The organism is Pseudomonas sp. N-1-13, from assembly GCF_057787095.1.
Genome location: NZ_JBYNRI010000001.1, coordinates 1,918,479 through 1,943,624 on the forward strand (window position 1 = coordinate 1,918,479; position 25,146 = coordinate 1,943,624).

Here is a 25,146-nt window from a genome sequence, read left to right on the forward strand (position 1 = left end):
AAAGCCTCCTTTAGCGGCGAATAACGCCGACACTCAAGCCTTCGATGACCAGATCCTGATCTTTAAGATTGACTTCGATGGGGGCGAACTCGGGGTTCTCGGCAATCAGCCAGACCTTGCTGCCGTCGCGCTTGAAACGCTTGACGGTTACTTCATCACCGATTCGCGCCACCACGATCTGGCCGTTGCGGGCTTCGCGAGTGGTGTGGACCGCAAGAAGGTCGCCGTCGAAGATGCCGATGTCCTTCATGCTCATGCCGTGCACGCGAAGAAGGTAGTCAGCTCGCGGATGGAAGAACGATGGGTTGATGTTGCAGGACTCCTCGACATGCTGCTCGGCGAGGATCGGAGCACCTGCCGCTACCCGGCCGATGATCGGCAGGGTGGTTTCGTCGGCCTTGGCCTCGAAACCGGGGATGCGAATGCCACGGGACGCGCCCGGGGTCATTTCGATAGCGCCCTTGCGAGCCAGCGCCTTGAGGTGCTCTTCAGCCGCGTTGGGCGACTTGAAGCCCAGTTCCTGGGCGATTTCCGCGCGGGTCGGCGGGTAGCCGTTGTCTTCGAGGCAGCGTTTGATGAAGGCTAGAATCTCTGCTTGGCGTGGCGTCAGCTTTAGCATATTGATCGCTCTGTCTTTTTATACAGTGACTGGGATTATATACAGTGGGCGCGGCTTGGCAATCCTCCTTTTCGCACAGGCCGCTGGACGGTCGGTCGGGCCGCAAAAACGTCATGGGCTACAGCGGGCCGCAGGTGTGGTTAAATATCTGACCGAGCGTTCGCAAAACGTCCCGGCAGGCTTGACAACCCCAAGGCTGAAACGTATGTTTCAAACAAGTGTTTGTCAGGCGGAGTAGCCATGGCCCAGTCGGAAACCGTAGAACGCATTCTCGATGCTGCCGAGCAATTGTTCGCGGAAAAAGGTTTCGCTGAAACCTCATTGCGTCTGATCACCAGCAAGGCCGGGGTGAACCTGGCGGCGGTGAATTATCACTTCGGTTCGAAGAAAGCGCTGATCCAGGCCGTGTTCTCGCGTTTCCTCGGGCCTTTCTGTGTCAGCCTGGATCGTGAGCTGGAGCGGCGTCAGGCCAAGCCTGACGTCAAGCCAACCCTGGAAGAGCTGCTGGAGATCCTGGTCGAGCAAGCCCTTGTCGTGCAGCCACGCAGCGGTAACGACCTTTCCATTTTCATGCGCTTGCTGGGCCTGGCATTCAGCCAGAGCCAAGGCCACCTGCGGCGGTATCTGGAAGACATGTACGGCAAGGTTTTCCGCCGCTATATGCTTCTGGTCAACGAGGCCGCGCCGCGCATTCCGCCGATCGAGTTGTTCTGGCGCGTGCATTTCATGCTCGGCGCCGCTGCCTTCAGCATGTCCGGCATCAAGGCGCTGCGGGCCATCGCTGAAACCGATTTCGGTGTGAATACCTCGATTGAGCAAGTGATGCGTCTGATGGTGCCATTCCTGGCTGCTGGCATGCGCGCCGAAAGTGGCGTCACCGATGAGGCCATGGCTGCCGCGCAGTTGCGCCCGCGCAGCAAATCAACCCCGGCGCTCGCCAAGGCCTGAGTGCACGGGTGGGCGCGGCTGCCTACATCCGCTAAGCTAGCGGCCCATGCCGACTCTCGTTTCGAACCCGCTTTATATTTCATTGCATAACCGTGACCTGCCGGGCCTGGAGCCCGGCGGCGCGGTCGTGCGTGCGCCGCTGTGCGGGTTCATTGTTATCAAGGAAATATTATGACTGCTGGCCTGCAAGGCTCGTTGATGGTGGACGTCGCCGGTACCTGGTTGACGGCCGAAGATCGCCACCTGTTGCGCCAGCCCGAACTGGGTGGCCTGATCATTTTTGCTCGCAATATCGAGCATCCACGCCAGGTGCGCGAGCTGAGCGCCTCGATTCGCGCCATCCGCCCCGACCTGCTGCTGGCGGTCGATCAGGAAGGCGGGCGTGTGCAGCGCCTGCGCCAGGGGTTTGTGCGTTTGCCGGCAATGCGGGCGATTGCCGACAACCCGAATGCCGAATACCTGGCCGAGCAGTGCGGCTGGATCATGGCCACTGAAGTGCTGGCGGTCGGCCTCGATTTGAGTTTTGCCCCGGTGCTGGACCTCGATCATCAACGTAGCGCGGTGGTCGGCAGTCGTGCCTTCGAAGGCGACCCCGAGCGCGCAGCGCTGCTGGCAGGTGCCTTCATTCGGGGTATGAACGCCGCCGGTATGGCTGCCACCGGCAAGCATTTCCCCGGCCACGGCTGGGCCGAAGCCGATTCCCATGTGGCCATTCCCAACGATGAGCGCAGCCTTGAACAGATCCGCGCCCACGATCTCGTTCCGTTCGCCAAACTGAGCAAGCAACTGGCGGCCGTCATGCCGGCCCATGTCATTTATCCGCAGGTCGATGCCAATCCGGCCGGTTTTTCCCGGCGCTGGCTGCAGGACATTCTGCGTGGCGAATTGCAGTTCGATGGTGTGATCTTCAGCGATGATCTGTCGATGGCGGGTGCTCATGTGGTGGGTGATGCCGCCAGTCGTATCGAGGCGGCGTTGTCGGCCGGTTGCGACATGGGGCTGGTGTGCAACGACCGCGCCGCCGCCGAACTGGCCTTGAGCGCCGCCCAGCGGTTGAAGGTCAAACCATCGGCGCGCATCGCACGCATGCGCGGGCAGGCCTTCGCCTCCACCGAGTACCGCCAGGACCCACGCTGGCTGACGGCAATCAGCGCGCTGAAAGCCGCCCAACTGATCGATTAAGGACATTTGTCATGACCGTTTACGCAATTATCGGCGGCACTGGCCTGACCCAACTCGAAGGTCTGACCATTCGCCAGTCCCTGGCAGTAGAAACGCCCTATGGTGCGCCATCGGCCGAGGTGCAGATCGGTGACTACGCCGGGCGCGAAGTGCTGTTTCTGGCCCGTCACGGCCATCCTCATCGCTTTCCACCTCATCAAGTGAACTATCGCGCCAATCTCTGGGCCCTGAAGCAGGCCGGCGCCGAGGCGATCCTGGCGGTCAACGCCGTGGGCGGGATTCACGCCGCGATGGGGACCGGGCATTTCTGCGTGCCTCACCAATTGATCGATTACACCAGCGGCCGTCAGCACACCTATTTTGCCGATGACCTGGAGGCGGTTACCCACATTGATTTCAGCTACCCCTACAGCGAGGCGCTGCGCCAGCAACTGATCGCCGCCCTGGCCGCCGAAGGCTGTGGCTACAGCAGCCATGGCGTCTACGCCTGCACCCAGGGCCCGCGCCTGGAAACCGTGGCCGAAATCGCCCGCCTGGAGCGCGACGGTTGCGACATCGTCGGCATGACCGGCATGCCGGAAGCGGCGCTGGCCCGTGAACTGGAGCTTGATTACGCCTGCCTGGCGCTGGTGGTGAATCCGGCGGCGGGCAAGTCCACGGCTGTGATCACCATGGCGGAAATCGAGCAGGCGCTGCATGATGGGATGGGGAAGGTGAAGTCGACGTTGGCGCGGGTATTGATGGCTGGCTAGCGGAACAGGCAGTGAAAACGGGCGCAAAGGTTTCCTGCTGCCAGCAAGGGCTATTCGGGCAAGATTCTGTTGTTTTCCCAGTTCACCTCAATGCTGGCCTTGATTGAGGAGGAGCTGCAAAAGCGCAGCCTTGACTATTCGTTGTTGACCGGCAGCACCACGGATCGGCGCACGCCGGTGAGGGATTTTCAAAGTGACAAGGTATCTACCGGTTAGTCAGCTATCGCGAGCAAGCTCGCTCCCACAGGAGATTCGGGGTGCAGACCTATGCTGCGCTCACCTCAGGGCAATGTGGGAGCGAGCCTGCTCGCGATGACGGCGGCACAGCCAAGATCTCCAACAACTGAACCACCGCTATCGCGAGCAGGCTCGCTCCCACAGGAGATTCGGGGTGCAGACCCATCCGGCGCTTACCTCAGGACCATGTGGGAGCGAGCCTGCTCGTGATGACGGCGGCACAGCCAACATCTCCAACAACTGAACCACCGCTATCGCGAGCAAGCTCGCTCCCACAGGAGATTCGGGGTGCAGACCTATGCTGCGCTCACCTCAGGGCAATGTGGGAGCGAGCCTGCTCGCGATGACGGCGGCACAGCCAACCTCTTCAACATCTGAATCACCGCTATCGCGAGCAAGCTCGCTCCCACAGGAGATTCGGGGTGCAGACCTATCCAGCGCTCACCTCAGGGCAATGTGGGAGCGAGCCTGCTCGCGATGACGGCGGCACAGCCAACATCTCCAACAACTGAATCACCGCTATCGCGAGCAGGCTCGCTCCCACAGGAGATTCGGGGTGCAGACCTATCCGGCGCTTACCTCAGGGCAATGTGGGAGCGAGCTTGCTCGCGATGACGGCGGCACAGCCAACATCTCCGACAACTGAACCACCGCTATCGCGAGCAGGCTCGCTCCCACAGGAGATTCGGGGTGCAGACCTATCCTGCGCTCACCTCAGGACCATGTGGGAGCGAGCTTGCTCGCGATGACGGCGGCACAGCCAAGATCTCCAACAACTGAATCACCGCTATCGCGAGCAGGCTCGCTCCCACAGGAGATTCGGGGTGCAGACCTATCCAGCGCTCACCTCAGGGCAATGTGGGAGCGAGCTTGCTCGCGATGACGGCGGCACAGCCAAGATCTCCAACAACTGAATCACCGCTATCGCGAGCAGGCTCGCTCCCACAGGAGATTCGGGGTGCAGACCTATCCGGCGCTCACCTCAGGGCAATGTGGGAGCGAGCTTGCTCGCGATGACGGCGGCACAGCCAAGATCTCCAACAACTGAATCACCGCTATCGCGAGCAGGCTCGCTCCCACAGGAGATTCGGGGTGCAGACCTATGCTGCGCTCACCTCAGGGCAATGTGGGAGCGAGCCTGCTCGCGATGACCGCGGCACAGCCAACCTCTTCAACATCTGAATCACCGCTATCGCGAGCAGGCTCGCTCCCACAGGAGATTCGGGGTGCAGACCTATCCGGCGCTCACCTCAGGGCAATGTGGGAGCGAGCTTGCTCGCGATGACGGCGGCACAGCCAAGATCTCCAACAACTGAACCACCGCTATCGCGAGCAGGCTCGCTCCCACAGGAGATTCGGGGTGCAGACCTATGCTGCGCTCACCTCAGGACCATGTGGGAGCGAGCTTGCTCGCGATGACGGCGGCACAGCCACATCTTCAACATCTGAATCACCGCTATCGCGAGCAGGCTCGGCTCCCACAGGGATTGCTGTGAATCAGCGTTTTTCCAGCTTGTCCGGCAATGGCGCGAACAGTGCCTCGATATCGTCGCTTTGCAGTTTCCAGTCTCCGGCCACGCGCCCGTCCAATACGCCGGCTGCGAGGTCGGATTTTTCCTTCTGTAGTAGCTGAATCTTCTCTTCCACCGTGCCTCGGGCAATCAGCTTGTAGACGAACACCGGCTTCTCCTGGCCGATGCGATAGGCGCGGTCGGTCGCCTGGTTTTCGGTGGCGGGGTTCCACCATGGATCGTAGTGGATCACCGTGTCCGCCTCGGTGAGGTTCAGGCCTACGCCGCCGGCCTTCAGGCTGATCAGAAAGATCTGACGCTTGCCGCTCTGGAATTCCTTGACCGGCGTACGTCGGTCCCGGGTCTGGCCGGTCAGGATGGCGTAATCGACGCCGCGTTTCTTCAGTTCGTCTTCGATCAGCGACAGCATCGATGTGAACTGAGAAAACAGCAGCACCCGGCGACCTTCTTCAAACAGCTCTTCGAGCATCTCCATCAGGCTGTCGAGCTTGCCCGAGGTGCTGCCGCGGGCAGGCAGGGCGGCATCGTTGAGCAGGCGCAGGTCACAACAGACTTGGCGCAGCTTGAGCAGCGCCTCGAGAATGATGATCTGGCTGCGAGCCACGCCTTTGCGGGTGATCTCGTCGCGTACCTTCTTGTCCATGGCCAGGCGCATGGTTTCGTAGACATCCCGCTGGGCATCGCTGAGCTCGACCCAATGAATGATCTCGGTCTTGGGTGGCAGTTCTGTCGCCACTTGCTCCTTGGTCCGGCGCAGCAGAAAAGGTTTTATCCGACCGTTGAGGTGCTGCAGTCGCACATCGCTGCCGCGCTTTTCAATCGGCACGCGGTAGTCGCGGTTGAAGCTCTTGACGTCCCCGAGCCATCCCGGCAGCAGGAAGTGGAACAACGACCACAATTCACCCAGGTGGTTTTCCAGCGGCGTACCGGACAGGCACAGCCGCTGGCGGGCGTTGAGTTCGCGGGCCGCCTCGGCGGCTTTGCTGTTCGGGTTCTTGATGTACTGGGCTTCATCGAGGATCAGCACATGCAACGGCTGCGCCGCCAGGCGCTCGACATCTTTGGGCAATAGCGCATAGGTGGTGAGGACCAGGTCGTAATCGTTCAGCCGGTCAAAGTGCTTCTTGCGCCCGGCGCCGTACAAGGCCAATACCTTGAGTTGCGGGGTGAAGTGGGCGGCCTCGTCGAGCCAGTTGGGGATCAGGCTGGTGGGCATGACCACCATGCAAGGGCGGTCGAGGCGCCCGGCGTTTTTTTCGCTGAGGATGTGCGCCAGGGTTTGCAGGGTTTTGCCCAGGCCCATGTCGTCCGCGAGGATGCCGCCGACTTCCAGCTGCCTGAGCGATTGCATCCAGCTCAAACCTTCGAGCTGATAAGGCCGCAGCGTGGCGTTCAGGCCTTCTGGCGCGGTACTGGTGAAGTCCTTGATGTCCCGCAGGCGTTGGGCCAGGCCACGAATGTGTTCGCCGCCTTCCCAGCGCAAGGGCATGTCTTGCAGCGGGTTCAGGCGCAGGGCATCCGCGCTGTTCAAGCGCAGTTTGGTGGTGCCCGGTTCTTGCAGGTAGAACTCGCCCAGGGTGGCCAGCACCGGTTTCAGCCGGCCATAGGGCAGGGCCACTTGCTGCGGTCCGAACTCGGAGTTCGGGCGGTTGGGCAAGTTGACCAGAATGAGTTCGTCATCGCGGCGCCTGGCCAGGCGTTCCGGGTTGAACAGCTCGATGTGCGAACGCATCAGGTTCAGCAGAATCGGCAGTAGGCTCAATCGTTCACCGTTGACGATGATCCCCAGTTCCAGATCGAACCAGTCCCGTTCCGGCGTTTCTTCGACCGTGGCGTACCATTCGTCCACCGCCGTCAGGTCGAAACCGAAATCCTCGTCGATCTGCAACTCCCAGCCCTGGCTGCGCAGTTTCGGCAGATCGTTGAGGGTGAACGTCAGCCACGCACTGTCGTTGACCATCTCGTACAGTTCACCGGCGCTTTCGGGCAGGGCCTTGCTTTGTCGGGTTGCGATTTTGAAGCCGAGGATTCGAAGCTGTTCGCGGTAGGACTGCTCCACTTCTGTCTGGCGTTTTATCCGCAGCGTCTGTGTGTCCTGGCGAATCAGTACGTCAGTGTTGCGCTGGCCGCTGACGTATTCGTCCAGGTAGCTGAAAGACAGGGCGGCGCGGTGCTGGATGTAGCGCTGCATCTTGCCATTGCGCGGCTCGAAAGCGCTGAACTCGATGCTCGCCAGCCACAGCCGCGGCATTGGTTGGACGTTGTCCACCAGCACTTGCGGCGGGGCCTTGGGGCTGCGGTTTTCCAGCACGGCCTGGAGTTTCTCCAGCAACTGCGCGTCTTTCTCGGCGGCCGGGTAGGCCAGGGTTTCCTGGACTTGCAGCAGCACCGCCGCGCAGTGCTTGCAGTTGATGCGCACCGGGCAGGTACAGGCGGCTTCAAGCAGAATCAACGTGCCTTTGGCTGACTCTTTCAGGCGAATCGTCTGGCGGTAAACGTTACCCCCAGAGCCTTCACAACTGGCGGTGATGGTGCTGTCGCCGGCCTCGACGATCCTGACGCGGTTTTCCAGCGCGTAACGGCGCCCGCGCTCCAGGCTCTGTTCCTTGAATCGATTGACCCAGGAGGGTGCCAGGGGTTTGCTCAGGGGCGAGGGCATAGGCGCGCCGATCAGTCCGGAATGACGTCAGGCGCCTGCCGTGGCGCAGGCGCAGTCAGCGAGGTGATTTTGATCAGCAGGCCGAGGTGGCCGTTGTCGAGGAAATTCAACTGGCCATTTTTGGTATGGCTCTGCTGTTTGAGGCGTTCGCTGGAAGTGACCAGGCCATTGGTGTCGATCTGGTTGATCCAGAAGTCGGCGTCCACGTCGGTAAACCGCCCCAGTTTCAGTTCCAGGGTTCCTTCGATGGGAAACTGGCCGAACTGTTCTGCGCCATCACTGACGGCGATTCGGCTGCCCTGTTCGCCCAGGTTCTGCTGCCAGGCTTTGTGCATCAGCACCGTGTACTGACCACTGGCGTTGAGTTTTTCCACGATGTGACCCAATGCAGGCGTGCGCTGGCTCTTCGCGTCCAGGCGTTGCGCGCCCGCGTCCCAGTCCTCCGGTGCGGCGCGGCTGACAATCGCCGGTTCGGCGTTCTGGCGCATCAGGATCATTTCAACCTGATACAGGTCATCGGCAAACGCCAGGGGAGCGACCAGGGTCATCAACAAGGTCAGTGAGCGAAACAGGCGCATGGGGCGTCCTTCAAGCAGGGGTCGGAGTGAGGCGCTCGAACAGCGCTTCTACGGTATTGAAACGCTCTTCCGGGCGTTCCATGGGCACCATGAACTTGAACATCGTGGCACCTTCAAACTTGTAGCGTTTGGGCTGGCCCTGGATCAGCTTGATCAGTACCAGCGGATCGACCGGCGTCTGGGCTTCGAACTCGATACGACCACCATTGGGGCCGCCGTCGACTTTCTTGATGCCCAGTTGCTCGGCCTTGAGCTTGAGCCAGGTGGTACGCACCAGATTCTTGGTTGGCTCCGGCAGCAGACCGAAGCGGTCGATCATCTCCACTTGCAGGTCCTTGAGGCCTTCTTCGTCAGTGGCCGAGGCGATGCGTTTGTAGAGGATCAGCCGTGCGTGGACATCCGGCAGGTAGTCTTCCGGGATCAGCGCCGGCACCCGCAGATTGATTTCCGGCCCGCCGCCCAACGGTTGGTCGAGGTTCGGTTGCTCACCCTTGCGGATCGACTTGACCGCCCGTTCGAGCATTTCCATGTACAGGGTGAAGCCCACCGCCTGGATCTGGCCGCTCTGGCCGTCGCCCAGCAACTCGCCTGCACCGCGGATTTCCAGGTCGTTGGTGGCCAGCACGAAACCGGCGCCCAGGTCCTGGGTGTTGGCGATGGCTTCCAGGCGCTTTTCCGCGTCCGGGGTGATCTGCTGGCGCGGTGGTGTCAACAGGTAGGCGTAGGCCTGGTGGTGACTGCGCCCGACTCGACCGCGCAACTGGTGCAACTGGGCCAGGCCGAATTTGTCGGCGCGCTCGATGATGATGGTGTTGGCGCTCGGCACATCGATGCCGGTCTCGATGATGGTCGAGGCGATCAGCACGTTGAAGCGCTTGTGGTAGAAATCGCTCATCACCTGTTCGAGTTCACGTTCGCGCATCTGCCCGTGGCCGATGCCGATGCGCGCTTCCGGCACCAGCTCGGCCAGATCGGCGGCGCATTTCTCGATGGTCTTGACGTCGTTGTGCAGGTAATAGACCTGGCCGCCACGCAGCAACTCGCGCAGCAGGGCTTCCTTGATCGTGCTTTTGTTCTGCTCCATGACGAAGGTGCGCACCGACAGGCGACGGGCCGGCGGCGTGGCGATGATCGACAGGTCACGCATGCCCGACACTGCCATGTTCAGCGTGCGCGGGATCGGCGTGGCCGTCAGGGTCAGGATGTCGACCTCGCTGCGCAGGGCCTTGAGCTGTTCTTTCTGGCGCACGCCAAAGCGGTGCTCTTCGTCGATGATCACCAGCCCCAGGTTTTTGATCTTCACATCGTCCTGCAGCAGTTTGTGCGTGCCGATGACGATGTCGATCTTGCCCTCGGCCAGATCGGCCACCGCCGCGTTCACTTCCTTGGTGGACTTGAAGCGGCTCATCACCTCCACGGTCACCGGCCAGTCGGCGAAGCGGTCGCGGAAACTGTTGTAGTGCTGCTGGGCAAGCAGGGTGGTGGGCACCAGGATTGCCACCTGCTTGCCGCCGTGCACGGCAATGAATGCGGCGCGCATCGCCACTTCGGTCTTGCCGAAACCGACATCGCCGCACACCAGCCGGTCCATCGGTTTGGGCGCGAGCATGTCAGCGCGCACGGCCTCGATGGTGGTTTGCTGGTCGACGGTTTCCTCGAAGGGGAACCCGGCGCTGAAGGTTTCGTAGTCGGCTTTCGGGTCGGCGAAGGCGTAGCCCTCGCGGGCGGCGCGACGGGCATAGATGTCCAGCAACTCGGCGGCCACGTCGCGCACCTGTTCGGCGGCCTTGCGCTTGGCTTTCTGCCAGGTTTCCGAACCCAGCCGATGCAGCGGCGCCAGGGCGTCGTCGCTACCGGTGTAGCGGGCGATCAGGTGCAGGTTAGCCACCGGCACGTAGAGCTTGGCGCCTTCGGCGTATTCAAGGGTGAGGAACTCGGCGGCCTGGTTGTCGATTTCCAGGGTCGCCAGACCCAGGTAGCGGCCTACGCCGTGGTCGATGTGCACCACTGGCGCGCCTTCGCGCAGCTCGGTGAGGTTCTTGATGACCGCGTCGTTGGCGGCGTCGGCACGTTTCTCGCGACGCCGACGCTGCATGACGCGTTGGCCGAACAATGGGCTTTCGGCCACCAGCGCCAGGGCCGGGTCTTCCAGGACAAGGCCATCGTTCAGCGGCGCGATAGTAATCGCCAGGCGGTCTTTGCCGGCGACGAAGTCTGGCCAGCTATCGACGGTTTTCGGCCTAAGTTTCAGGCGTTCAAGCAGTTCCAGCAGCACTTCACGACGACCGGCGGATTCGGCGGTGAACAGCACGCGGCCGGGGAAACCGTCGAGAAAACCGGCCAGGGCCGCCAGTGGCTGCGTGGCCTTGGCTTCGATCGCCAGGTCCGGCAAGGCCTTGGCCGGGAAGCGTTCGCGGCCGACGCCCGTTTCCACGTCCTGCTGGCTTGCCACCACGCGTGGCCAGTTCTTGAGCCGGGCGAAGCAGTCTTCCACCGGCAGGAACAGCTCGGCCGGTGGCAATAAAGGACGGGAAGGATCGACGCGGCGCTCTTCGTAGCGATTGCGCACATCGTTCCAGAAGTTTTCCGCCGCCTGCTCGATGCCGGGCAGGGAAAACACCTGAGTGTCCTGGGGCAGGTAATCGAACAGGGTGGAGGTTTCTTCGAAAAACAGCGGCAGGTAGTACTCGATACCGGCGGGAGTGATCCCGCTGCTCAGGTCCTGGAAGATCGGGCAGCGACGGAAATCCACATCGAAGCGTTCGCGAAAGCGCGCCTTGAAGCGGGTCACGGCGTCTTTTTGCAGCGGGAATTCCTTGGCCGGCAGCAGGCGCACCGACTGTACTTTGTCGATGGAGCGTTGGTTTTCCGGGTCGAAAGTGCGCAGGGTTTCGATTTCGTCATCGAACAGGTCGATGCGGTAAGGCAACTTGCTGCCCATCGGGAACAGATCGATCAGCGCGCCGCGTACCGCGAACTCGCCGTGCTCGTACACCGTGTCGACGCAACGATAGCCACTGGCTTCAAGACGGCTGCGCATTTGCTCGACGTCGAGCTTCTGGCCGATGTCCAGCACCAGGCTGCTGCCGAGCAAAAACTGGGTCGGTGCCAGACGATGTAGGGCCGTGGTGATCGGCACTACCAAAACGCCATGACTGAGCTCCGGCAATCGATAAAGGCTGGCGATTCGCTGGGAAATGATGTCCTGGTGGGGCGAAAACAGATCGTAGGGCAGGGTTTCCCAGTCCGGGAAATGCAGCACAGGCAAATCCGGGGCGAAGAAACTCAGTTCCTGTTCGAGCCGCTCGGCGCTTTGGCTGTCGGCGGTCAGCAGCAGGGTAAAGCGCTTTGCAGCGCTGGCAGCCTCGGCAATGGCCAGGCTCAGGGCGGCACCGGGCAGGTTGCCCCAGTGCTGTTTACCTGCCGCGGCAGGGAGAAGCGGGAGACGCAGAACGGGCACGGAAGGTTGAGCTCCAGCGTTGCGACAAAGTCGGCAATTGTAGCGGGGGAAGGGGGCGCCTGTCAGTCGCAGACTACCCTGGCGAACAGGAAAACCACGGTGCGACAGGCGCGCATTGCTCCGCCGAAGAGTCGGCGGCATAATGTAGCCCCTTTTTTCAGCCCCTACATGTGGAAGGTTCCCGTGACTCAGAAGCCCGACCAGTGTCTTGGTGAATGGATCGATCGTGAAGCACTCGCAGAAGCGATGATCCCTCTCATCGGTCAGCTCTACCGCAATAACAACGTGGTGAGCTCGATCTATGGCCGCAGCCTGATCAACCAGTCTGTCATCGCGATTCTCAAGGCTCACCGCTTTGCTCGCCACCGTTCTTCCGACGACAGCGAACTCTCCGTCCACGAAACATTCCCTCTGCTCAAGGCCATGAGCGAGCTCAAGCTCGGCGCGGCTTCGGTGGACCTGGGCAAGCTGGCGTTCAAATTCCGTAACGAAGGCAACGGCCGTAGCGCCGAGCAGTTCGTTCGCGAAGAGATGGCTGATGTGGTTGGCCAGCAAAACGTTTCGGCACGCAAAGGCACCGACGTCGTGCTCTACGGCTTCGGTCGTATCGGTCGTCTGCTGGCGCGCATCCTGATCGAGAAAACCGGTGGTGGCGATGGTTTGCGCCTGCGTGCCATCGTGGTGCGCAAAGGCGCGGAGAACGACCTGACCAAGCGCGCCAGCCTGCTGCGTCGCGATTCGGTCCATGGTTCGTTCAACGGCACCATTACCATCGACGAAGAAAACAACACCATCACGGCCAACGGTAACCTGATCCAGGTGATCTACGCGAAGAACCCGACCGAGGTGGATTACACCCAGTACGGCATCAAGGACGCACTGCTGGTGGACAACACCGGTGTATGGCGTGACGCCGATGGCCTGGGCCAGCACCTGGCATGCCCGGGTGTCGACCGCGTTGTTCTGACCGCACCTGGCAAGGGCAAGCTCAAGAACATCGTTCACGGCATCAACCACAACGAAATCACCGCTGACGACAAGATCGTCTCCGCCGCTTCGTGCACCACCAACGCCATCGTGCCGGTGCTCAAGGCTGTGAACGACAAGTTCGGCATCATCAACGGTCACGTTGAAACCGTTCACTCGTACACCAACGACCAGAACCTGATCGACAACTTCCACAAAGGCGACCGTCGTGGCCGCAGCGCCGCGCTGAACATGGTGATCACCGAGACCGGTGCCGCCACCGCTGCTGCCAAGGCTTTGCCTGAGCTGGCCGGCAAGCTGACCGGCAACGCGATCCGTGTACCGACGCCGAACGTGTCGATGGCCATCCTCAACCTGAACCTTGAGAAAGCCGCCACCCGTGAAGAGATGAACGAGTACCTGCGCTATATGGCGCTGCACTCCGACCTGCACAAGCAGATCGATTTCGTCAATTCCCAGGAAGTGGTGTCCACCGACTTCGTTGGCTCGCGCCATGCCGGCGTGGTCGACGCTGAAGCGACCATCGTTCAGGACAACCGCGTTGTGCTGTACGTCTGGTACGACAACGAGTTCGGTTATAGCTGCCAGGTCGTTCGCGTGATGGAAGACATGGCCGGTGTAAACCCGCCAGCATTCCCGCGCTAAGCCTTAGCTGCACATGAAAACGCCCCGACTTGTCGGGGCGTTTTTTTGTCTGGGTTTTCTGTCGCCCGGGCTGGCCTCATCGCGAGCAGGCTCGCTCCCACATTGGACCGAGTAAATCCTGTGGGAGCGAGCCTGCTCGCGATAGCAATCTGTCAGGCGCCGCTCGCCGCCAAGGCCTGTGCAGTCCGCAGTTCATGGCGATTGCCCCTGAACAACACCAAGGTAGCAATCAGCCCCAACACCGCCGCGCCACTAAGCCAGATCCCCGGCGCGGCCTTGTTGCCCAGCACATGAATCAGATAAGTACAGGCCGCTGGCGTAAACCCGCCGAAGGTCGCTGTTGCCAGGCTGTAGGCCAGGGAGAAGCCGGTGGTGCGCACTTCCAGCGGCATGATTTCCGTCAAGGCGACTACCATGGCGCCGTTGTACGATCCATACAGGAACGACAACCACAACTCCACGATCAGCAAATGGCTGAAGCTGGGGTTCGCCACCAGCCAGGACAGCGCCGGATATGCCGTGAGGATCGCCAGGATAGTCGCCCCCAGCAGCAAGGGCTTGCGTCCGATCTTGTCGGAAAATGCGCCCATCACCGGCAGCCAGAAGAAGTTCGACAGCCCGATGCATACCGTCACCAGCAACGCATCCAGATCCGACAGGTTCAATTCGGCTTTACCGAAGGTCGGCGTGTACGCCGTGATCAAGTAAAACGACACCGTGGTCATCACCACCAGCGCCATGCCCGCCAGGACGATGCCGAAGTTCTGACCGATGGAACGGATGATTTGCGACAGGGTAGGGCGATGTTTTCTCGCCTGGAATTCAGGTGTTTCTTCCAAGGAGCGACGGATCACGAATATCACCGGCACGATCATGCAACCCACCAGAAACGGCACGCGCCAGCCCCATTCGCCCATCTCCTGGGGACTCAGCCAGTGATTGAGGCCAACGCCCAGCAGGCCGGCAAACACGACGGCGGCCTGTTGACTGGCGGATTGCCAACTAACAAAGAAACCCTTGCGCCCCGGCGTGGAAATTTCTGCCAGATACACCGACACGCCACCCAGCTCAACCCCGGCGGAAAAGCCCTGCAACAATCGCCCCAACAGCACCAGCAGCGGTGCCGCCACGCCGAGGGTGGTGTAACCCGGCACACAGGCGATCAGCACGGTGCCGGCGGCCATCATCGCCAAGGTGATGATCAAGCCTTTGCGGCGGCCGTGCCGGTCGATGTAGGCCCCGAGAAAAATCGCCCCCAACGGGCGCATCAAGAACCCGGCGCCAAATGTGGCCAGGGACAGCATCAGCGAGGCGAAAGCACTGTCGGTCGGGAAGAACGTCTTGGCAATGGCCGTGGCGTAGAAGCCATAGACCATGAAGTCGAACATCTCCAGGAAGTTGCCGCTGACAACGCGAAAGATCGCCTTGCCGTTGCTGGTGTTGGAAGGCATGGGTAGGTACTCACTCTGACAATCTTGTATGAAAGCGCTGCACCCACTGTGGGAGCGAGCCCGCTCGCGATAGCGGTGTGTCAGTCACATCAATGTCGTTTGATCCGACGCTATCGCGAGCAGGCTCGCTCCCACAGTTTTTTGCATCTGGACTGAAGGGCGCTGAAGCCCATAATGGCCGGCGCGGTTTCGAGGGGGGATGAAGATTTGTTAACTGGACGATGGATGGGGCTTGTGGTGCTGGTCGGCGTGTTGTCCGGTTGCGGCAACGGCGACACCCTGGAGCGCTTCGACGGCCCGACCATGGGCAGCCACTATTCGATTCAGTACGTCAGGCATTCCGCCGCGCCTGCACCGAAAGCGGTGCGGGCCGAGGTGGAAAGCATCCTCGCCGAAGTGGATCGACAGTTCTCGACCTATCGCAGCGATTCGGACATCGAACGGTTCAATGCGTTGCCGGCCAATAGCTGCCAGATCATGCCTGGCCCTGTCCTGGAGTTGATCCGCGTGGGTGAGCAGTTGTCCTCCCAAAGCGACGGTTCTTTCGATCTGACGGTGGAGCCGCTGCTCAACCTGTGGGGCTTCGGTCCCCAGTCCCGAGCAGAGAAAGTACCGACCGCAGAAGCCCTGGCCCAGGTGCGCCAACGCGTCGGGCATGCTCATCTGCGCATCGACGGCGACCGCTTGTGCAAAGACGCCGCGGTGGAAGTCGACTTCAACAGTATCGCCGCCGGTTATGCCGTCGACCGGATCGCCAGCCGGTTCAAGGCCTTGGGCATCGACAGCTATCTGGCCGAGGTCACTGGCGAACTCAAGGCCGCCGGACGCAAACCCGATGGTGCCGCCTGGCGTATCGCCCTGGAAGAACCCCGGGACGACCGGCGGGTGGCTGAGCGCGTCATCGAGGTCAACGGCTACGGGGTTTCCACCTCGGGCGACTACCGCAAATATTTCGAACAGGGCGGCAGGCGTTATTCCCACACCTTTGATGCGCGCACCGGTGCACCGGTCCTACACAACCTCGCGTCAGTCACGGTGATTCATCCTTCGGCGTTGATGGCCGATGGACTATCGACGCTGTTGCTGATTCTCGGTCCTGAACGGGGTTGGGACTATGCCCAGAAGCATGGCATCGGGGTATTTTTCGTATTGCGGGACAATGACCGTTTCATCGTTCGCACCAATGAAGCATTTGAACGGATGACTGGCGGAAAAACCCAATGATGACAGCGCGCTGAAAGCGCACCTGTGGCGAAATAGCGCAGGCAAAGGGGGCGTTCTCAATTAGTTTCCCCACCGCGCCGGGTCTGCGGTTGTGCAGGGCAAGGCGCGAGAAGCGTGGTTTGGTCATTCCAAATAAGCTTCGAGCAACGCAGCCCTGCACAACAGCAGGCCCGGCCCTCCGGGTTGCGCCTTAAAGCGGGCCATGCTGCGTTGCAGGCCTTGGAAAGGGAACACCATTCCCAGCGGCCTGCGCCTTGCCTGGCCCGCTTTAAGGCACAACGCGGTGGGGAAACTAATTGAGAACGCCCCCTAGCCTACGACGCGACCAAGGGGTAATGTGCGCGGCGTTGACGCTTCTATAGACTGTGGCCGGGCTCATGAACCGGCCCCAAATTGTTCCTTCATGTCGCTGGCCGGCATGATTTAGCCGTGGTGCCAAATGTGGCGCCGCGGCCTGTTCTGAGGAGTACGCATGGCTGTCTACAACTACGACGTGGTGGTATTGGGTTCCGGCCCGGCGGGAGAGGGCGCGGCAATGAACGCCGCCAAGGCAGGGCGCAAGGTCGCGATGGTCGACAGCCGTCGGCAGGTCGGTGGCAACTGCACCCACTTGGGCACCATCCCGTCCAAGGCCTTGCGTCACTCGGTCCGGCAGATCATGCAGTTCAACACCAACCCGATGTTCCGCGCCATCGGCGAGCCGCGCTGGTTCTCCTTCCCGGACGTGCTCAAGAGCGCCGAGAAGGTGATCTCCAAGCAAGTCGCCTCGCGCACCGGTTACTACGCCCGCAACCGGGTCGACGTGTTCTTCGGCACCGGCAGCTTTGCCGACGAGCAGACCGTTGAAGTGGTCTGCGGCAATGGCGTGGTCGAAAAGCTGGTGGCCAAGCACATCATCATCGCCACCGGCTCGCGCCCGTATCGTCCGGCCGATATCGATTTCAACCACGCACGTATCTACGATAGCGACACGATCCTGAGCCTGGGCCACACCCCGCGTAAGCTGATTGTCTACGGCGCCGGGGTGATCGGTTGCGAATACGCCTCGATCTTCAGCGGCTTGGGTGTGCTGGTGGAACTGGTGGATAACCGCGGCCAGTTGCTGAGCTTCCTGGACTCGGAAATCTCCCAGGCCCTGAGCTATCACTTCAGCAACAACAACATCACCGTGCGGCACAACGAGGACTACGACCGCGTCGAAGGCGTGGACAACGGCGTGATCCTGCACCTCAAGTCCGGCAAGAAAATCAAGGCCGACGCCTTGCTCTGGTGCAACGGCCGTACCGGCAACACCGACACCCTGGGCCTGGAAAACATCGGCGTGAAGGTCAACAGCCGTGGCCAGATCGAAGTTGACGAGAACTACCGCACCTGTGTGACGAACATCTACGGTGCCGGTGACGTGATCGGTTGGCCGAGCCTGGCCAGCGCCGCCCATGACCAGGGCCGTTCAGCGGCCGGCAGCATTGTCGACAACGGGAGCTGGCGCTTCGTCAACGACGTACCGACCGGCATCTACACCATTCCGGAGATCAGCTCGATCGGCAAGAACGAGCAGGAGCTGACCCAGGCCAAGGTGCCCTATGAAGTGGGCAAGGCCTTCTTCAAGAGCATGGCGCGGGCGCAGATCGCCGGAGAGCCGCAGGGCATGCTGAAGATCCTGTTCCACCGCGAGACGCTGGAAGTGCTGGGCGTGCACTGCTTCGGTTACCAGGCGTCGGAGATCGTTCACATCGGCCAGGCGATCATGAACCAGCCGGGCGAGTTGAACACGCTGAAATACTTCGTCAACACGACCTTCAACTACCCGACCATGGCCGAAGCCTATCGGGTAGCGGCCTATGACGGGCTCAACCGGCTTTTTTGAGCGGCTCCGGCCGGTGGCCTGAGCCGGCCGGGGAGACCGATTTCAGCAATTCTCGAGGGTGGCAGTGGCCAAACCGGGAAAGTCTGTAATCAGGCTGTCAACGCCGAAGTCGGCGAGCCTGCGCATCAGCGCGGGTTCGTTGACGGTCCACACTGATACATGCAACCCCTGACGCTGGGCCTTGATCAGGCGTTCCGGCGTACACAGCGTCCAGTTGAGCGCCAGAATCTCGCAGCCGTAACTCTGGGCGACCTTCAGTGGGTCGAGCCAGGCGTATTCGGCCACCAGCCCGCGGGAGATGTCCGGGGTCAGGTCCAGGGCAGCCTTGAGCACTTCCCGGGAGCTGGAGGTGATGGTGATTTTGTCCAGCAACCCGAAACGCTGGGCCATTTCGCGGATCCCCAGCACGGTGGCGGCGGCGCGGGTGCGTGAGGCACTCTTGACCTCCAGTTGCCAATGCTCGAAATCACATTTTTCGAACAGCTCCTCCAGGCGCGGGATCGGGCACGGCTTGATCCAGCCCGGGCCACCCTTGCGCGCATCGTAGGTCACCAGCTCGGCGGCCGAATGCTCCACCACCTTGCCCCGGCGATCGGTGGTGCGCTTGAGGGTCGGGTCGTGGATCACCATCAACTCGCCGTCCATTGAAAGGTGCAGGTCCAGCTCGCATCGGCGCACGCCGTGCTTGAGGCACTCCTGAAAACCGGTCAGGGTATTTTCTGGCGCTTCGCCCTTGGCGCCACGGTGGCCATAAATGAGGGTCACGGTTCTTCCTTATTGATGCCGGATTCGTTCAGTTCCCGCGCCAGGCGTCGCTCTTGCGCCTGTTTCTGCAGGATGTAGCGGGCCAGCAACTGGCGCTGGGCGTCGGTGGGGCGTTCGAACTCGGTGCCCACGTCATAGCCGTCGCCCTTGGGGTCGCAATGAGTGACCCGGGCCCGGAGCAACAGCCCCAGGGCCTGGGGCATCAGCACCATCTTGATCGACAGGTGCGCGCCGACGGCAATGGGGGTGGGGTATTGGAAGTCGATGCCGCCCTCGGAAATGATCACCGGCTGCGGTTCGCCGATTTCGCCGAGCGCCGTCAGGGCAATGACCTGACTGAGCAGGTCGATGCGTTTGTTCATCGCCTTGAGGTAAGCCGCGATGCTGCGCTCGCGCTCGCTGATCTGGCGCAGCAGGTGTTGCGATTCGAATTCGCTCAGGTGCAATTCGCTGAGCAGATTGAACAGTGGAGAAGCATCCTGCAACACTTCCTGGCCAGCAGCTTCAGGAATGGAGAGGGGCCGAATTTCCAGTGCGATCGTGTCCTCGATACGGTAGTATTCGCGGCGATCTTCTTCATCTAATGTCGACATGGCGAACCCATGGTAGCGGCGGTGGTCTGAGTGTAAAGCTGGTTTGTGACCCCCGCCACAAGGACGTTCCTTTTCCCTCCGAACAAGCCCCGACATGTTCAGACCTCTCTTCGTATTTATCGGCACGCGTTATACCCGTGCAAAACGTCGCAATCATTTCGTATCGTTCATTTCCCTGACTTCAATCATCGGGCTGGCCCTTGGCGTGGTCGTGATGATCGTCGTGCTGTCGGTGATGAACGGGTTCGACCATGAGATGCGCACTCGCGTGCTGGGCATGGTGCCCCACGCCACCCTCGAAACCGGCGAAGCCATCAGCGACTGGCCGAGCCTGGCCGCCAAGGTCAAGCAGAACCCGCAGGTGCTGGCGGTTGCGCCGTTCACCCAGATGCAGGGGCTGCTGACCCACAATGGCAAGGTTTCCAAGGTCTTGCTCAATGGCATTGACCCTGGGCTTGAGCGGCAGGTGTCGATCATCGACAACTTCATGAAGCAGGGCAAACTCGACGACCTGGCGCCGGGCAGCTTTGGCATCGTCATCGGTGACAAGGCCGCTGCCAAGCTCGGCGCCGCCATCGGCGACAAGCTGACCTTCGTGGCACCGGAAGTCACCGTGACCCCGGGCGGTATGTTCCCGCGCATGAAGCGCTTTACCGTGGTCGGCATCTTCCATGTCGGCGCCGGCGAGCTGGACGGTTACCTGGGCGTCACCAACCTTCAGGACCTGGCGCGCCTGCATCGCTGGAAGCCGGATCAGGTCCAGGGCCTGCGGCTGAAGTTCGATGATCTGTTCCAGGCGCCGCGCGTCGCGTGGACCATCGCCCAGCAGCTCGGCGAAGACCGCTACTACGCCCGAGACTGGACCCGCACCCACGGCAACCTGTACCAGGCGATCCGCATGGAAAAAGCCATGATCGGCCTGCTATTGCTGCTGATCGTCGCCGTTGCCGCGTTCAACATCATCTCCACTCTGGTGATGGTGGTGAATGACAAGAAAGGCGACATCGCCATCCTGCGCACCCTTGGCGCTACACCGGGGCAGATCATGCGGATCTTCATGGTCCAGGGCACGGTCATTGGCGTGATCGGTACGGTGGTCGGCGCCTTGGTCGGGATGTTTGCCGCGCTGAACGTCAGCGCCGCGATTGCCGCTCTCGAAGGCCTGATCGGGCACAAGTTTCTCAACGCCGACGTGTACTTCATCGACTACCTGCCGTCGCAGTTGCAGACAGACGATGTGTTGATGGTCTGCGGCGCCGCGTTGGTCCTGAGTTTCCTCGCCACCCTGTATCCAGCCTGGCGTGCCGCGCGCACCCAGCCTGCGGAGGCGTTACGTTATGAGTGAGTCGGGTATGAGTGAAAAAGCAATCTTGAGCTGCCGTAACCTGGGCAAATCCTACGAGGAGGGGCCGGAATCGGTGGTAGTGTTGTCGGGCTTGCAGCTGGAGCTGCATCCGGGCGAGCGTGTGGCGATTGTCGGTACGTCCGGGTCGGGCAAAAGTACCTTGCTCAATCTGTTGGGCGGCCTCGATACACCGACTGCCGGCAGTGTCTGGCTGGCCGGCGAAGAACTCTCGGCGCTGAACGAGAAGGCCCGTGGCCTGCTGCGTAACCGTTCCCTGGGCTTCGTTTACCAGTTCCACCATTTGCTGCCCGAGTTCACCGCGCTGGAGAACGTCTGCATGCCGCTGCTGATCGGTCGCACCGCGATCCCTGAAGCCCGCCAGCGGGCCACGGCGTTGTTGGAGCGGGTCGGGTTGGGCCATCGTCTGGAGCACAAGCCGGCGGAGTTGTCCGGTGGCGAGCGCCAGCGCGTGGCGATTGCCCGGGCCCTGGTCAACAAGCCGGGGCTGGTGATGCTCGACGAGCCGACCGGCAACCTCGACTCCCACACCGCCCAAGGCATTCAGGACCTGATGCTGGAACTCAGTACCTCAATGCGTACCGCGTTCCTGGTGGTGACCCACGACATGAACCTGGCCCGGCAGATGGACCGCGTCCTGCACTTGCAGGAAGGTTGCCTGACGCCCATTTGACCGACCGAAACCCGGCGCTTGCTGCAAGCGCCGGGTCTTTTATTTTCATACGGTGCCCCGCGAATGTTCAGACCGTTATCGATCTTCATCGGCACGCGCTATACCCGCGCCAAGCGCCGCAATCGCTTTGTTTCGTTCATTTCCATGACCTCGATGATCGGCCTCGCCCTGGGGGTGCTGGCGATGATCGTGGTGCTGTCGGTGATGAATGGCTTCCAGCGCGAAATGAGCTCGCGCATCCTGGGCATGGTGCCCCACGCCACCATCGTCGGCGTCAAGCCGATCGACGACTGGCAGCCGGTGGCTGCCGCGGCGCTGAAAAATCCTGAGGTGATCGCTGCCGTGCCGTTCACTGAAATGGAAGGCATGCTCAGCCATAAAGGCGCGATGCAACCGATCCAGATCAGCGGCATCGACCCGGCCCAGGAGGGCAAGGTGTCCATTGTCGCCCAGCATATTGTCCAGGGGCGTCTCGATGCCTTGAAACCGGGCGAGTTTGGCGTGGTGATCGGCGAAATCACTGCTCGGCGCTTCCGTTTGAACGTCGGGGACAAACTGACCCTGATCGTGCCGGAAATCAGCACTGCGCCGGGCGGCATCACCCCGCGGATGCAGCGCTTGAATGTGGTCGGCGTGTTCAAGGTAGGCGCCGAACTGGATGGCTCCATGGCGCTGATCCACGTGGCCGACGCCGCGCAAATGCAACATTGGCAGCCAAAGCAGGTGCAAAGTGTGCGCCTGGCGGTCAAGGACCTGTACGCCGCGCCGCGAGTTTCCGGCGACATCGCCACGGGCCTCGGCGCGGACTACAAGGCCGACGACTGGACCCACACTCAGGGCAGCCTGTTCAGTGCCATGAAGATGGAAAAAACCATGATCGGCCTGCTGTTGTTGATGATCGTCGCGGTGGCGGCCTTCAACATCATCGCGACCCTGATCATGGTGGTGAACGATAAGGGCGCGGATATCGCGATCCTGCGCACCATCGGCGCCACGCCGCGGCAGATCATGGCGATTTTCATGGTCCAGGGCACGGTGATTGGCGTGGTCGGCACGCTGATTGGCGGCGTGCTGGGGGTGATTGCGGCACTGAACGTCAGTGATTTAGTGGGTTGGGTGGAAAGGGTCACTGGCCAGCATATTTTCAGTTCCGACGTGTATTTCGTCAGCAACCTGCCTTCGGAGCTTCAACGCGGTGATGTAGTGCTGATCTGCTCGGCCGGGTTCATCCTGAGCTTCCTCGCCACGGTTTACCCGGCCTGGCGTGCGGCGAAGGTCGAGCCGGCACAGGCGTTGCGCTATTCCTGAATCAGCGCAAAACCTTGTGCCAAGGGCGACACTCTCTGTGGCGAGGGGATTTATCCCCGCTGGGCTGCGAAGCAGCCCCAATACAGTCAACTCAACCTGCCTGCTACACCCAGGTGCCAGGGTTTAGGGCCGCTTCGCAGCCCAGCGGGGATAAATCCCCTCGCCACCAGGGTTTGCGTTGGGCTTAATCTTCCTTCGGCAACTCGATCAAAAACCGCGTCCAGCCATCGGCCGATTCGCAGCGGATCTGCCCGCCATGGGCGCGGACGATGGAGCGGGTGATGGCCAGCCCCAGCCCGGCGTGTTCACTGCTGCCTTCCTGGCGGGCCGGGTCGGCGCGATAGAAACGGTCGAACAAACGCGGCAGCAAATGCGCTGAAATCCCGTCACCGCTGTTCTCCACGTTCACATGCATCTGCCCAGCGCCCTCGACAATATGTACCCGTACTTCGCCACCGTCAGGCGTGAAGCGCAAAGCATTGTCCAGCAAATTGGACAGGGCCCGGCGCAACATGCTGCGGTCTCCGTCGATGCGGCCGTTGCCTTCACGGCTCAAGCGGACGTGGGCGTCTTCGGCCAGCGGGGCGAAAAACTCCAGCAGCAGATCCACTTCCTGAGCCAGTTCCAGCGGTTCGCGGCTGGGTGCCAGCAAGCCGTGGTCAGCCTTGGCCAGATAGAGCATGTCGTTGACCAACTGCGCCATCCATTGCAGCTCTTCAAGATTGCTGTGCAGTGCTTCGCGATAATCCTCCAGCGAGCGTTCGCGGGTGAGGGTGACCTGGGTGTGGGTCAGCAGGTTCGATAAAGGGGTGCGCAGTTCATGGGCGATGTCGGCAGAGAACGCCGAGAGCCGTTGAAACGCATCATCGAGACGTCGGAGCATGTCATTGATGCTGTGGGCCAGTTCCGCCAGTTCGGCGGGCATGTGTTCTTCCGGCAGTCGGGCATTGAGAGAGCGGGCCGAGACGCTGCCGGCGATGGCCCCCATACGCCGCAACGGTCGCAAGCCGCGCCGGGCGGCCCAGGCCCCGAGCAGGGCGGTAGCCAGGGCCGAGAGGCCGACCGTCAGCCAGATCAGGCGCTGCATGCGTTGCAGGAAATGCTGGTGGTGGGTGATGTCCAGCAGCAGCGTCAGTTGCGGCGAGTCCGGGCGGTCGGGGTACAGCGGTGCATTCAATACCCGGTAGTCAGTGTCGGCATCGCTGAGGGTGGACAGGCCGGGACGCTCCGGCAACTGAGCCGGAATCCGCAGCGAACTGTCGTACCAGCGCACGCCATCGCTATCCTTGATGCGCAAGGCCAGGTCGGCCTGGCGACTGAGTTCATCTGCCAGACGGTTTTGGGTTTGCTCGGCATCAAGCCCCTGCAGGGCGCGACGCAGGCCGATCAGTTTGCCTTCGAGCAGTTGCTGATCCAGCTCGATGAAGTGCGCCTCGCTGCCACGGCTGAACAGCACGCCGGCAAACAGGGAGACCACGGCGGTGCAGGCGGCGAACAGCAGCGCCAGCCGGCTGCTCAGCGACCAACGCCCCCTCACAGGTTGCGCTCTTCAAGGACATACCCCATGCCCCGCACGGTGTGGATCAGCTTGCTGGGGAAATCGTCGTCGATCTTGATTCGCAGGCGCCGTATCGCGACCTCGATGACGTTGGTGTCGCTGTCGAAATTCATATCCCAGACCTGGGAAGCAATCAGGGATTTGGGCAGGACCTCGCCCTGGCGACGCAGGAGCATTTCCAGCAACGCGAACTCCTTGGCCGTGAGGTCGATGCGCTGGCCGCTGCGTTCGACGCGGCGGCGGATCAGGTCCAGGCGCAGGTCCGCCAGTCGCAAGCTGGTTTCCTGGGGCGTCGAACTACCACGGCGCAACAGGCTGCGGACTCGCGCCAGCAGTTCGGAAAAGGCAAAGGGTTTGACCAGGTAATCGTCGGCGCCCAACTCCAGGCCATGCACGCGATCCTGGACCGCATCCCGCGCGGTGAGAAACAGCACCGGCGTATCCAGGCCGGCCCCGCGCACGGCCTGCAAAATCTGCCAGCCATCGCGGCCGGGCAGCATCACATCGAGGATCAGCAAGGCATATTCACCGCTCAAGGCCAATTGCTGGCCGGTAATGCCATCGGCCACCAGGTCGGCGTTGAACCCGGCTTCGGTCAGGCCCTGGCGCAGGTATTGGCCGGTTTTGGTTTGGTCTTCGACGATCAGCAGTTTCATAGGCAGCTCAAGGCGTTGTTGGAACGAGGGCGTTATACCGCGTCGGACGTAGCCGTGGCTCTACCTGACAAAGTTGTAATCGAGCCGTA

General features: G+C 61.6%; 19 protein-coding genes. 10 read left to right on the forward strand and 9 right to left on the reverse strand.

All coding sequences use genetic code 11. The annotated features are described in order from the left end of the window. Positions 1-10: 10 nt before the first annotated feature. On the reverse strand, positions 11-619 hold the full coding sequence (lexA, locus tag AC3I65_RS08715; RefSeq protein ID WP_047227210.1) for a transcriptional repressor LexA: 609 nt from the start codon (positions 617-619) through the stop codon (positions 11-13). A gap of 240 nt (positions 620-859) precedes the next feature. On the opposite strand from lexA, the gene AC3I65_RS08720 reads away from it, so the two are divergent. The 4 genes from AC3I65_RS08720 to AC3I65_RS08735 are packed head-to-tail and all read left to right on the forward strand — an operon-like array spanning position 860 to position 3,501. Next, positions 860-1,567: a TetR/AcrR family transcriptional regulator gene (locus AC3I65_RS08720; protein ID WP_047227211.1), complete on the forward strand. Its 708-nt coding sequence runs from the start codon at positions 860-862 to the stop codon at positions 1,565-1,567. 46 nt (positions 1,568-1,613) lie between these two features. Continuing rightward, positions 1,614-1,742: a hypothetical protein gene (locus tag AC3I65_RS08725; RefSeq protein ID WP_268990177.1), complete on the forward strand. Its 129-nt coding sequence runs from the start codon at positions 1,614-1,616 to the stop codon at positions 1,740-1,742. Between the two features lie 8 nt (positions 1,743-1,750). Then, a complete protein-coding gene (nagZ, locus tag AC3I65_RS08730; protein WP_488524302.1) occupies positions 1,751-2,749 on the forward strand; it encodes a beta-N-acetylhexosaminidase in 999 nt (332 codons plus the stop codon). A gap of 11 nt (positions 2,750-2,760) precedes the next feature. Then, positions 2,761-3,501: an S-methyl-5'-thioinosine phosphorylase gene (locus AC3I65_RS08735; protein WP_047227213.1), complete on the forward strand. Its 741-nt coding sequence runs from the start codon at positions 2,761-2,763 to the stop codon at positions 3,499-3,501. A 1,734-nt stretch (positions 3,502-5,235) separates the two neighbouring features. On the opposite strand, the gene AC3I65_RS08740 is transcribed toward AC3I65_RS08735, so the two are convergent. The 3 genes from AC3I65_RS08740 to mfd are packed head-to-tail and all read right to left on the reverse strand — an operon-like array spanning position 5,236 to position 11,967. Beyond that, the gene (locus AC3I65_RS08740) at positions 5,236-7,929 is read right to left on the reverse strand and encodes an SNF2-related protein (RefSeq protein WP_488523633.1); all 2,694 of its coding nucleotides are present in this window, start codon (positions 7,927-7,929) and stop codon (positions 5,236-5,238) included. Between the two features lie 11 nt (positions 7,930-7,940). After that, positions 7,941-8,507: a CsiV family protein gene (locus tag AC3I65_RS08745; RefSeq protein WP_047227215.1), complete on the reverse strand. Its 567-nt coding sequence runs from the start codon at positions 8,505-8,507 to the stop codon at positions 7,941-7,943. Positions 8,508-8,517: 10 nt separating this feature from the next. Next, positions 8,518-11,967 (reverse strand): transcription-repair coupling factor, encoded by a 3,450-nt coding sequence (mfd, locus tag AC3I65_RS08750; RefSeq protein ID WP_047227216.1) that lies wholly within the window; start codon positions 11,965-11,967, stop codon positions 8,518-8,520. Between the two features lie 168 nt (positions 11,968-12,135). On the opposite strand from mfd, the gene AC3I65_RS08755 reads away from it, so the two are divergent. Further along, positions 12,136-13,599: a glyceraldehyde-3-phosphate dehydrogenase gene (locus AC3I65_RS08755; protein ID WP_047227217.1), complete on the forward strand. Its 1,464-nt coding sequence runs from the start codon at positions 12,136-12,138 to the stop codon at positions 13,597-13,599. 152 nt (positions 13,600-13,751) lie between these two features. Here the strand turns inward: AC3I65_RS08755 and tcuC are convergent, their stop codons facing one another. Then, complete coding sequence (tcuC, locus tag AC3I65_RS08760; protein ID WP_076385588.1) at positions 13,752-15,050, reverse strand: MFS transporter; 1,299 nt, start codon at positions 15,048-15,050, stop codon at positions 13,752-13,754. Between the two features lie 225 nt (positions 15,051-15,275). Here tcuC and AC3I65_RS08765 point away from each other — a divergent pair, with 225 nt between their 5' ends. Both AC3I65_RS08765 and sthA read left to right on the forward strand, forming a co-directional pair. Further along, positions 15,276-16,274 carry an FAD:protein FMN transferase gene (locus AC3I65_RS08765; RefSeq protein ID WP_488523634.1) on the forward strand — a complete coding sequence of 333 codons (999 nt, stop codon included), beginning with the start codon at positions 15,276-15,278 and terminating at the stop codon, positions 16,272-16,274. A gap of 472 nt (positions 16,275-16,746) precedes the next feature. Then, on the forward strand, positions 16,747-18,141 hold the full coding sequence (sthA, locus tag AC3I65_RS08770; protein ID WP_047227219.1) for a Si-specific NAD(P)(+) transhydrogenase: 1,395 nt from the start codon (positions 16,747-16,749) through the stop codon (positions 18,139-18,141). Between the two features lie 42 nt (positions 18,142-18,183). Here the strand turns inward: sthA and AC3I65_RS08775 are convergent, their stop codons facing one another. Both AC3I65_RS08775 and AC3I65_RS08780 read right to left on the reverse strand, forming a co-directional pair. Further along, positions 18,184-18,906: a glycerophosphodiester phosphodiesterase gene (locus AC3I65_RS08775; RefSeq protein ID WP_047227220.1), complete on the reverse strand. Its 723-nt coding sequence runs from the start codon at positions 18,904-18,906 to the stop codon at positions 18,184-18,186. After that, complete coding sequence (locus AC3I65_RS08780; RefSeq protein ID WP_488523635.1) at positions 18,903-19,499, reverse strand: PilZ domain-containing protein; 597 nt, start codon at positions 19,497-19,499, stop codon at positions 18,903-18,905. Before AC3I65_RS08780 ends, AC3I65_RS08775 begins: the two co-directional genes overlap by 4 nt. A gap of 94 nt (positions 19,500-19,593) precedes the next feature. On the opposite strand from AC3I65_RS08780, the gene AC3I65_RS08785 reads away from it, so the two are divergent. The 3 genes from AC3I65_RS08785 (at position 19,594) to AC3I65_RS08795 (ending at position 22,843) form a co-directional block, all read left to right on the forward strand. After that, entirely contained in the window at positions 19,594-20,844 is a 1,251-nt protein-coding gene (locus tag AC3I65_RS08785) for a lipoprotein-releasing ABC transporter permease subunit (protein WP_047227222.1), read from the forward strand. A 7-nt stretch (positions 20,845-20,851) separates the two neighbouring features. Further along, on the forward strand, positions 20,852-21,535 hold the full coding sequence (lolD, locus tag AC3I65_RS08790; RefSeq protein ID WP_162843734.1) for a lipoprotein-releasing ABC transporter ATP-binding protein LolD: 684 nt from the start codon (positions 20,852-20,854) through the stop codon (positions 21,533-21,535). A 63-nt stretch (positions 21,536-21,598) separates the two neighbouring features. Continuing rightward, on the forward strand, positions 21,599-22,843 hold the full coding sequence (locus AC3I65_RS08795) for a lipoprotein-releasing ABC transporter permease subunit (protein WP_488523636.1): 1,245 nt from the start codon (positions 21,599-21,601) through the stop codon (positions 22,841-22,843). A 184-nt stretch (positions 22,844-23,027) separates the two neighbouring features. Here the strand turns inward: AC3I65_RS08795 and AC3I65_RS08800 are convergent, their stop codons facing one another. Beyond that, positions 23,028-24,380, reverse strand: a complete 1,353-nt coding sequence (locus tag AC3I65_RS08800; RefSeq protein ID WP_288916202.1) for a heavy metal sensor histidine kinase — start codon at positions 24,378-24,380, stop codon at positions 23,028-23,030. Next, positions 24,377-25,057: a heavy metal response regulator transcription factor gene (locus AC3I65_RS08805; RefSeq protein ID WP_047227225.1), complete on the reverse strand. Its 681-nt coding sequence runs from the start codon at positions 25,055-25,057 to the stop codon at positions 24,377-24,379. Before AC3I65_RS08805 ends, AC3I65_RS08800 begins: the two co-directional genes overlap by 4 nt. Positions 25,058-25,146 lie beyond the last annotated feature (89 nt).

Excerpts from the sequence above, each read along its gene's own strand:
- AC3I65_RS08780 (WP_488523635.1), bottom strand. The coding sequence starts at position 19,499 with ATGTCGACATTAGATGAAGAAGATCGCCGCGAATACTACCGTATCGAG.
- AC3I65_RS08745 (WP_047227215.1), bottom strand. The coding sequence starts at position 8,507 with ATGCGCCTGTTTCGCTCACTGACCTTGTTGATGACCCTGGTCGCTCCC.
- tcuC (WP_076385588.1), bottom strand. The coding sequence starts at position 15,050 with ATGCCTTCCAACACCAGCAACGGCAAGGCGATCTTTCGCGTTGTCAGC.
- AC3I65_RS08785 (WP_047227222.1), top strand. The coding sequence starts at position 19,594 with ATGTTCAGACCTCTCTTCGTATTTATCGGCACGCGTTATACCCGTGCA.
- sthA (WP_047227219.1), top strand. The coding sequence starts at position 16,747 with ATGGCTGTCTACAACTACGACGTGGTGGTATTGGGTTCCGGCCCGGCG.
- AC3I65_RS08725 (WP_268990177.1), top strand. The coding sequence starts at position 1,614 with ATGCCGACTCTCGTTTCGAACCCGCTTTATATTTCATTGCATAACCGT.
- AC3I65_RS08805 (WP_047227225.1), bottom strand. The coding sequence starts at position 25,057 with ATGAAACTGCTGATCGTCGAAGACCAAACCAAAACCGGCCAATACCTG.
- AC3I65_RS08735 (WP_047227213.1), top strand. The coding sequence starts at position 2,761 with ATGACCGTTTACGCAATTATCGGCGGCACTGGCCTGACCCAACTCGAA.
- AC3I65_RS08755 (WP_047227217.1), top strand. The coding sequence starts at position 12,136 with ATGTGGAAGGTTCCCGTGACTCAGAAGCCCGACCAGTGTCTTGGTGAA.
- AC3I65_RS08765 (WP_488523634.1), top strand. The coding sequence starts at position 15,276 with ATGGGGCTTGTGGTGCTGGTCGGCGTGTTGTCCGGTTGCGGCAACGGC.
- lolD (WP_162843734.1), top strand. The coding sequence starts at position 20,852 with ATGAGTGAAAAAGCAATCTTGAGCTGCCGTAACCTGGGCAAATCCTAC.
- AC3I65_RS08740 (WP_488523633.1), bottom strand. The coding sequence starts at position 7,929 with ATGCCCTCGCCCCTGAGCAAACCCCTGGCACCCTCCTGGGTCAATCGA.
- lexA (WP_047227210.1), bottom strand. The coding sequence starts at position 619 with ATGCTAAAGCTGACGCCACGCCAAGCAGAGATTCTAGCCTTCATCAAA.
- AC3I65_RS08720 (WP_047227211.1), top strand. The coding sequence starts at position 860 with ATGGCCCAGTCGGAAACCGTAGAACGCATTCTCGATGCTGCCGAGCAA.
- AC3I65_RS08795 (WP_488523636.1), top strand. The coding sequence starts at position 21,599 with ATGTTCAGACCGTTATCGATCTTCATCGGCACGCGCTATACCCGCGCC.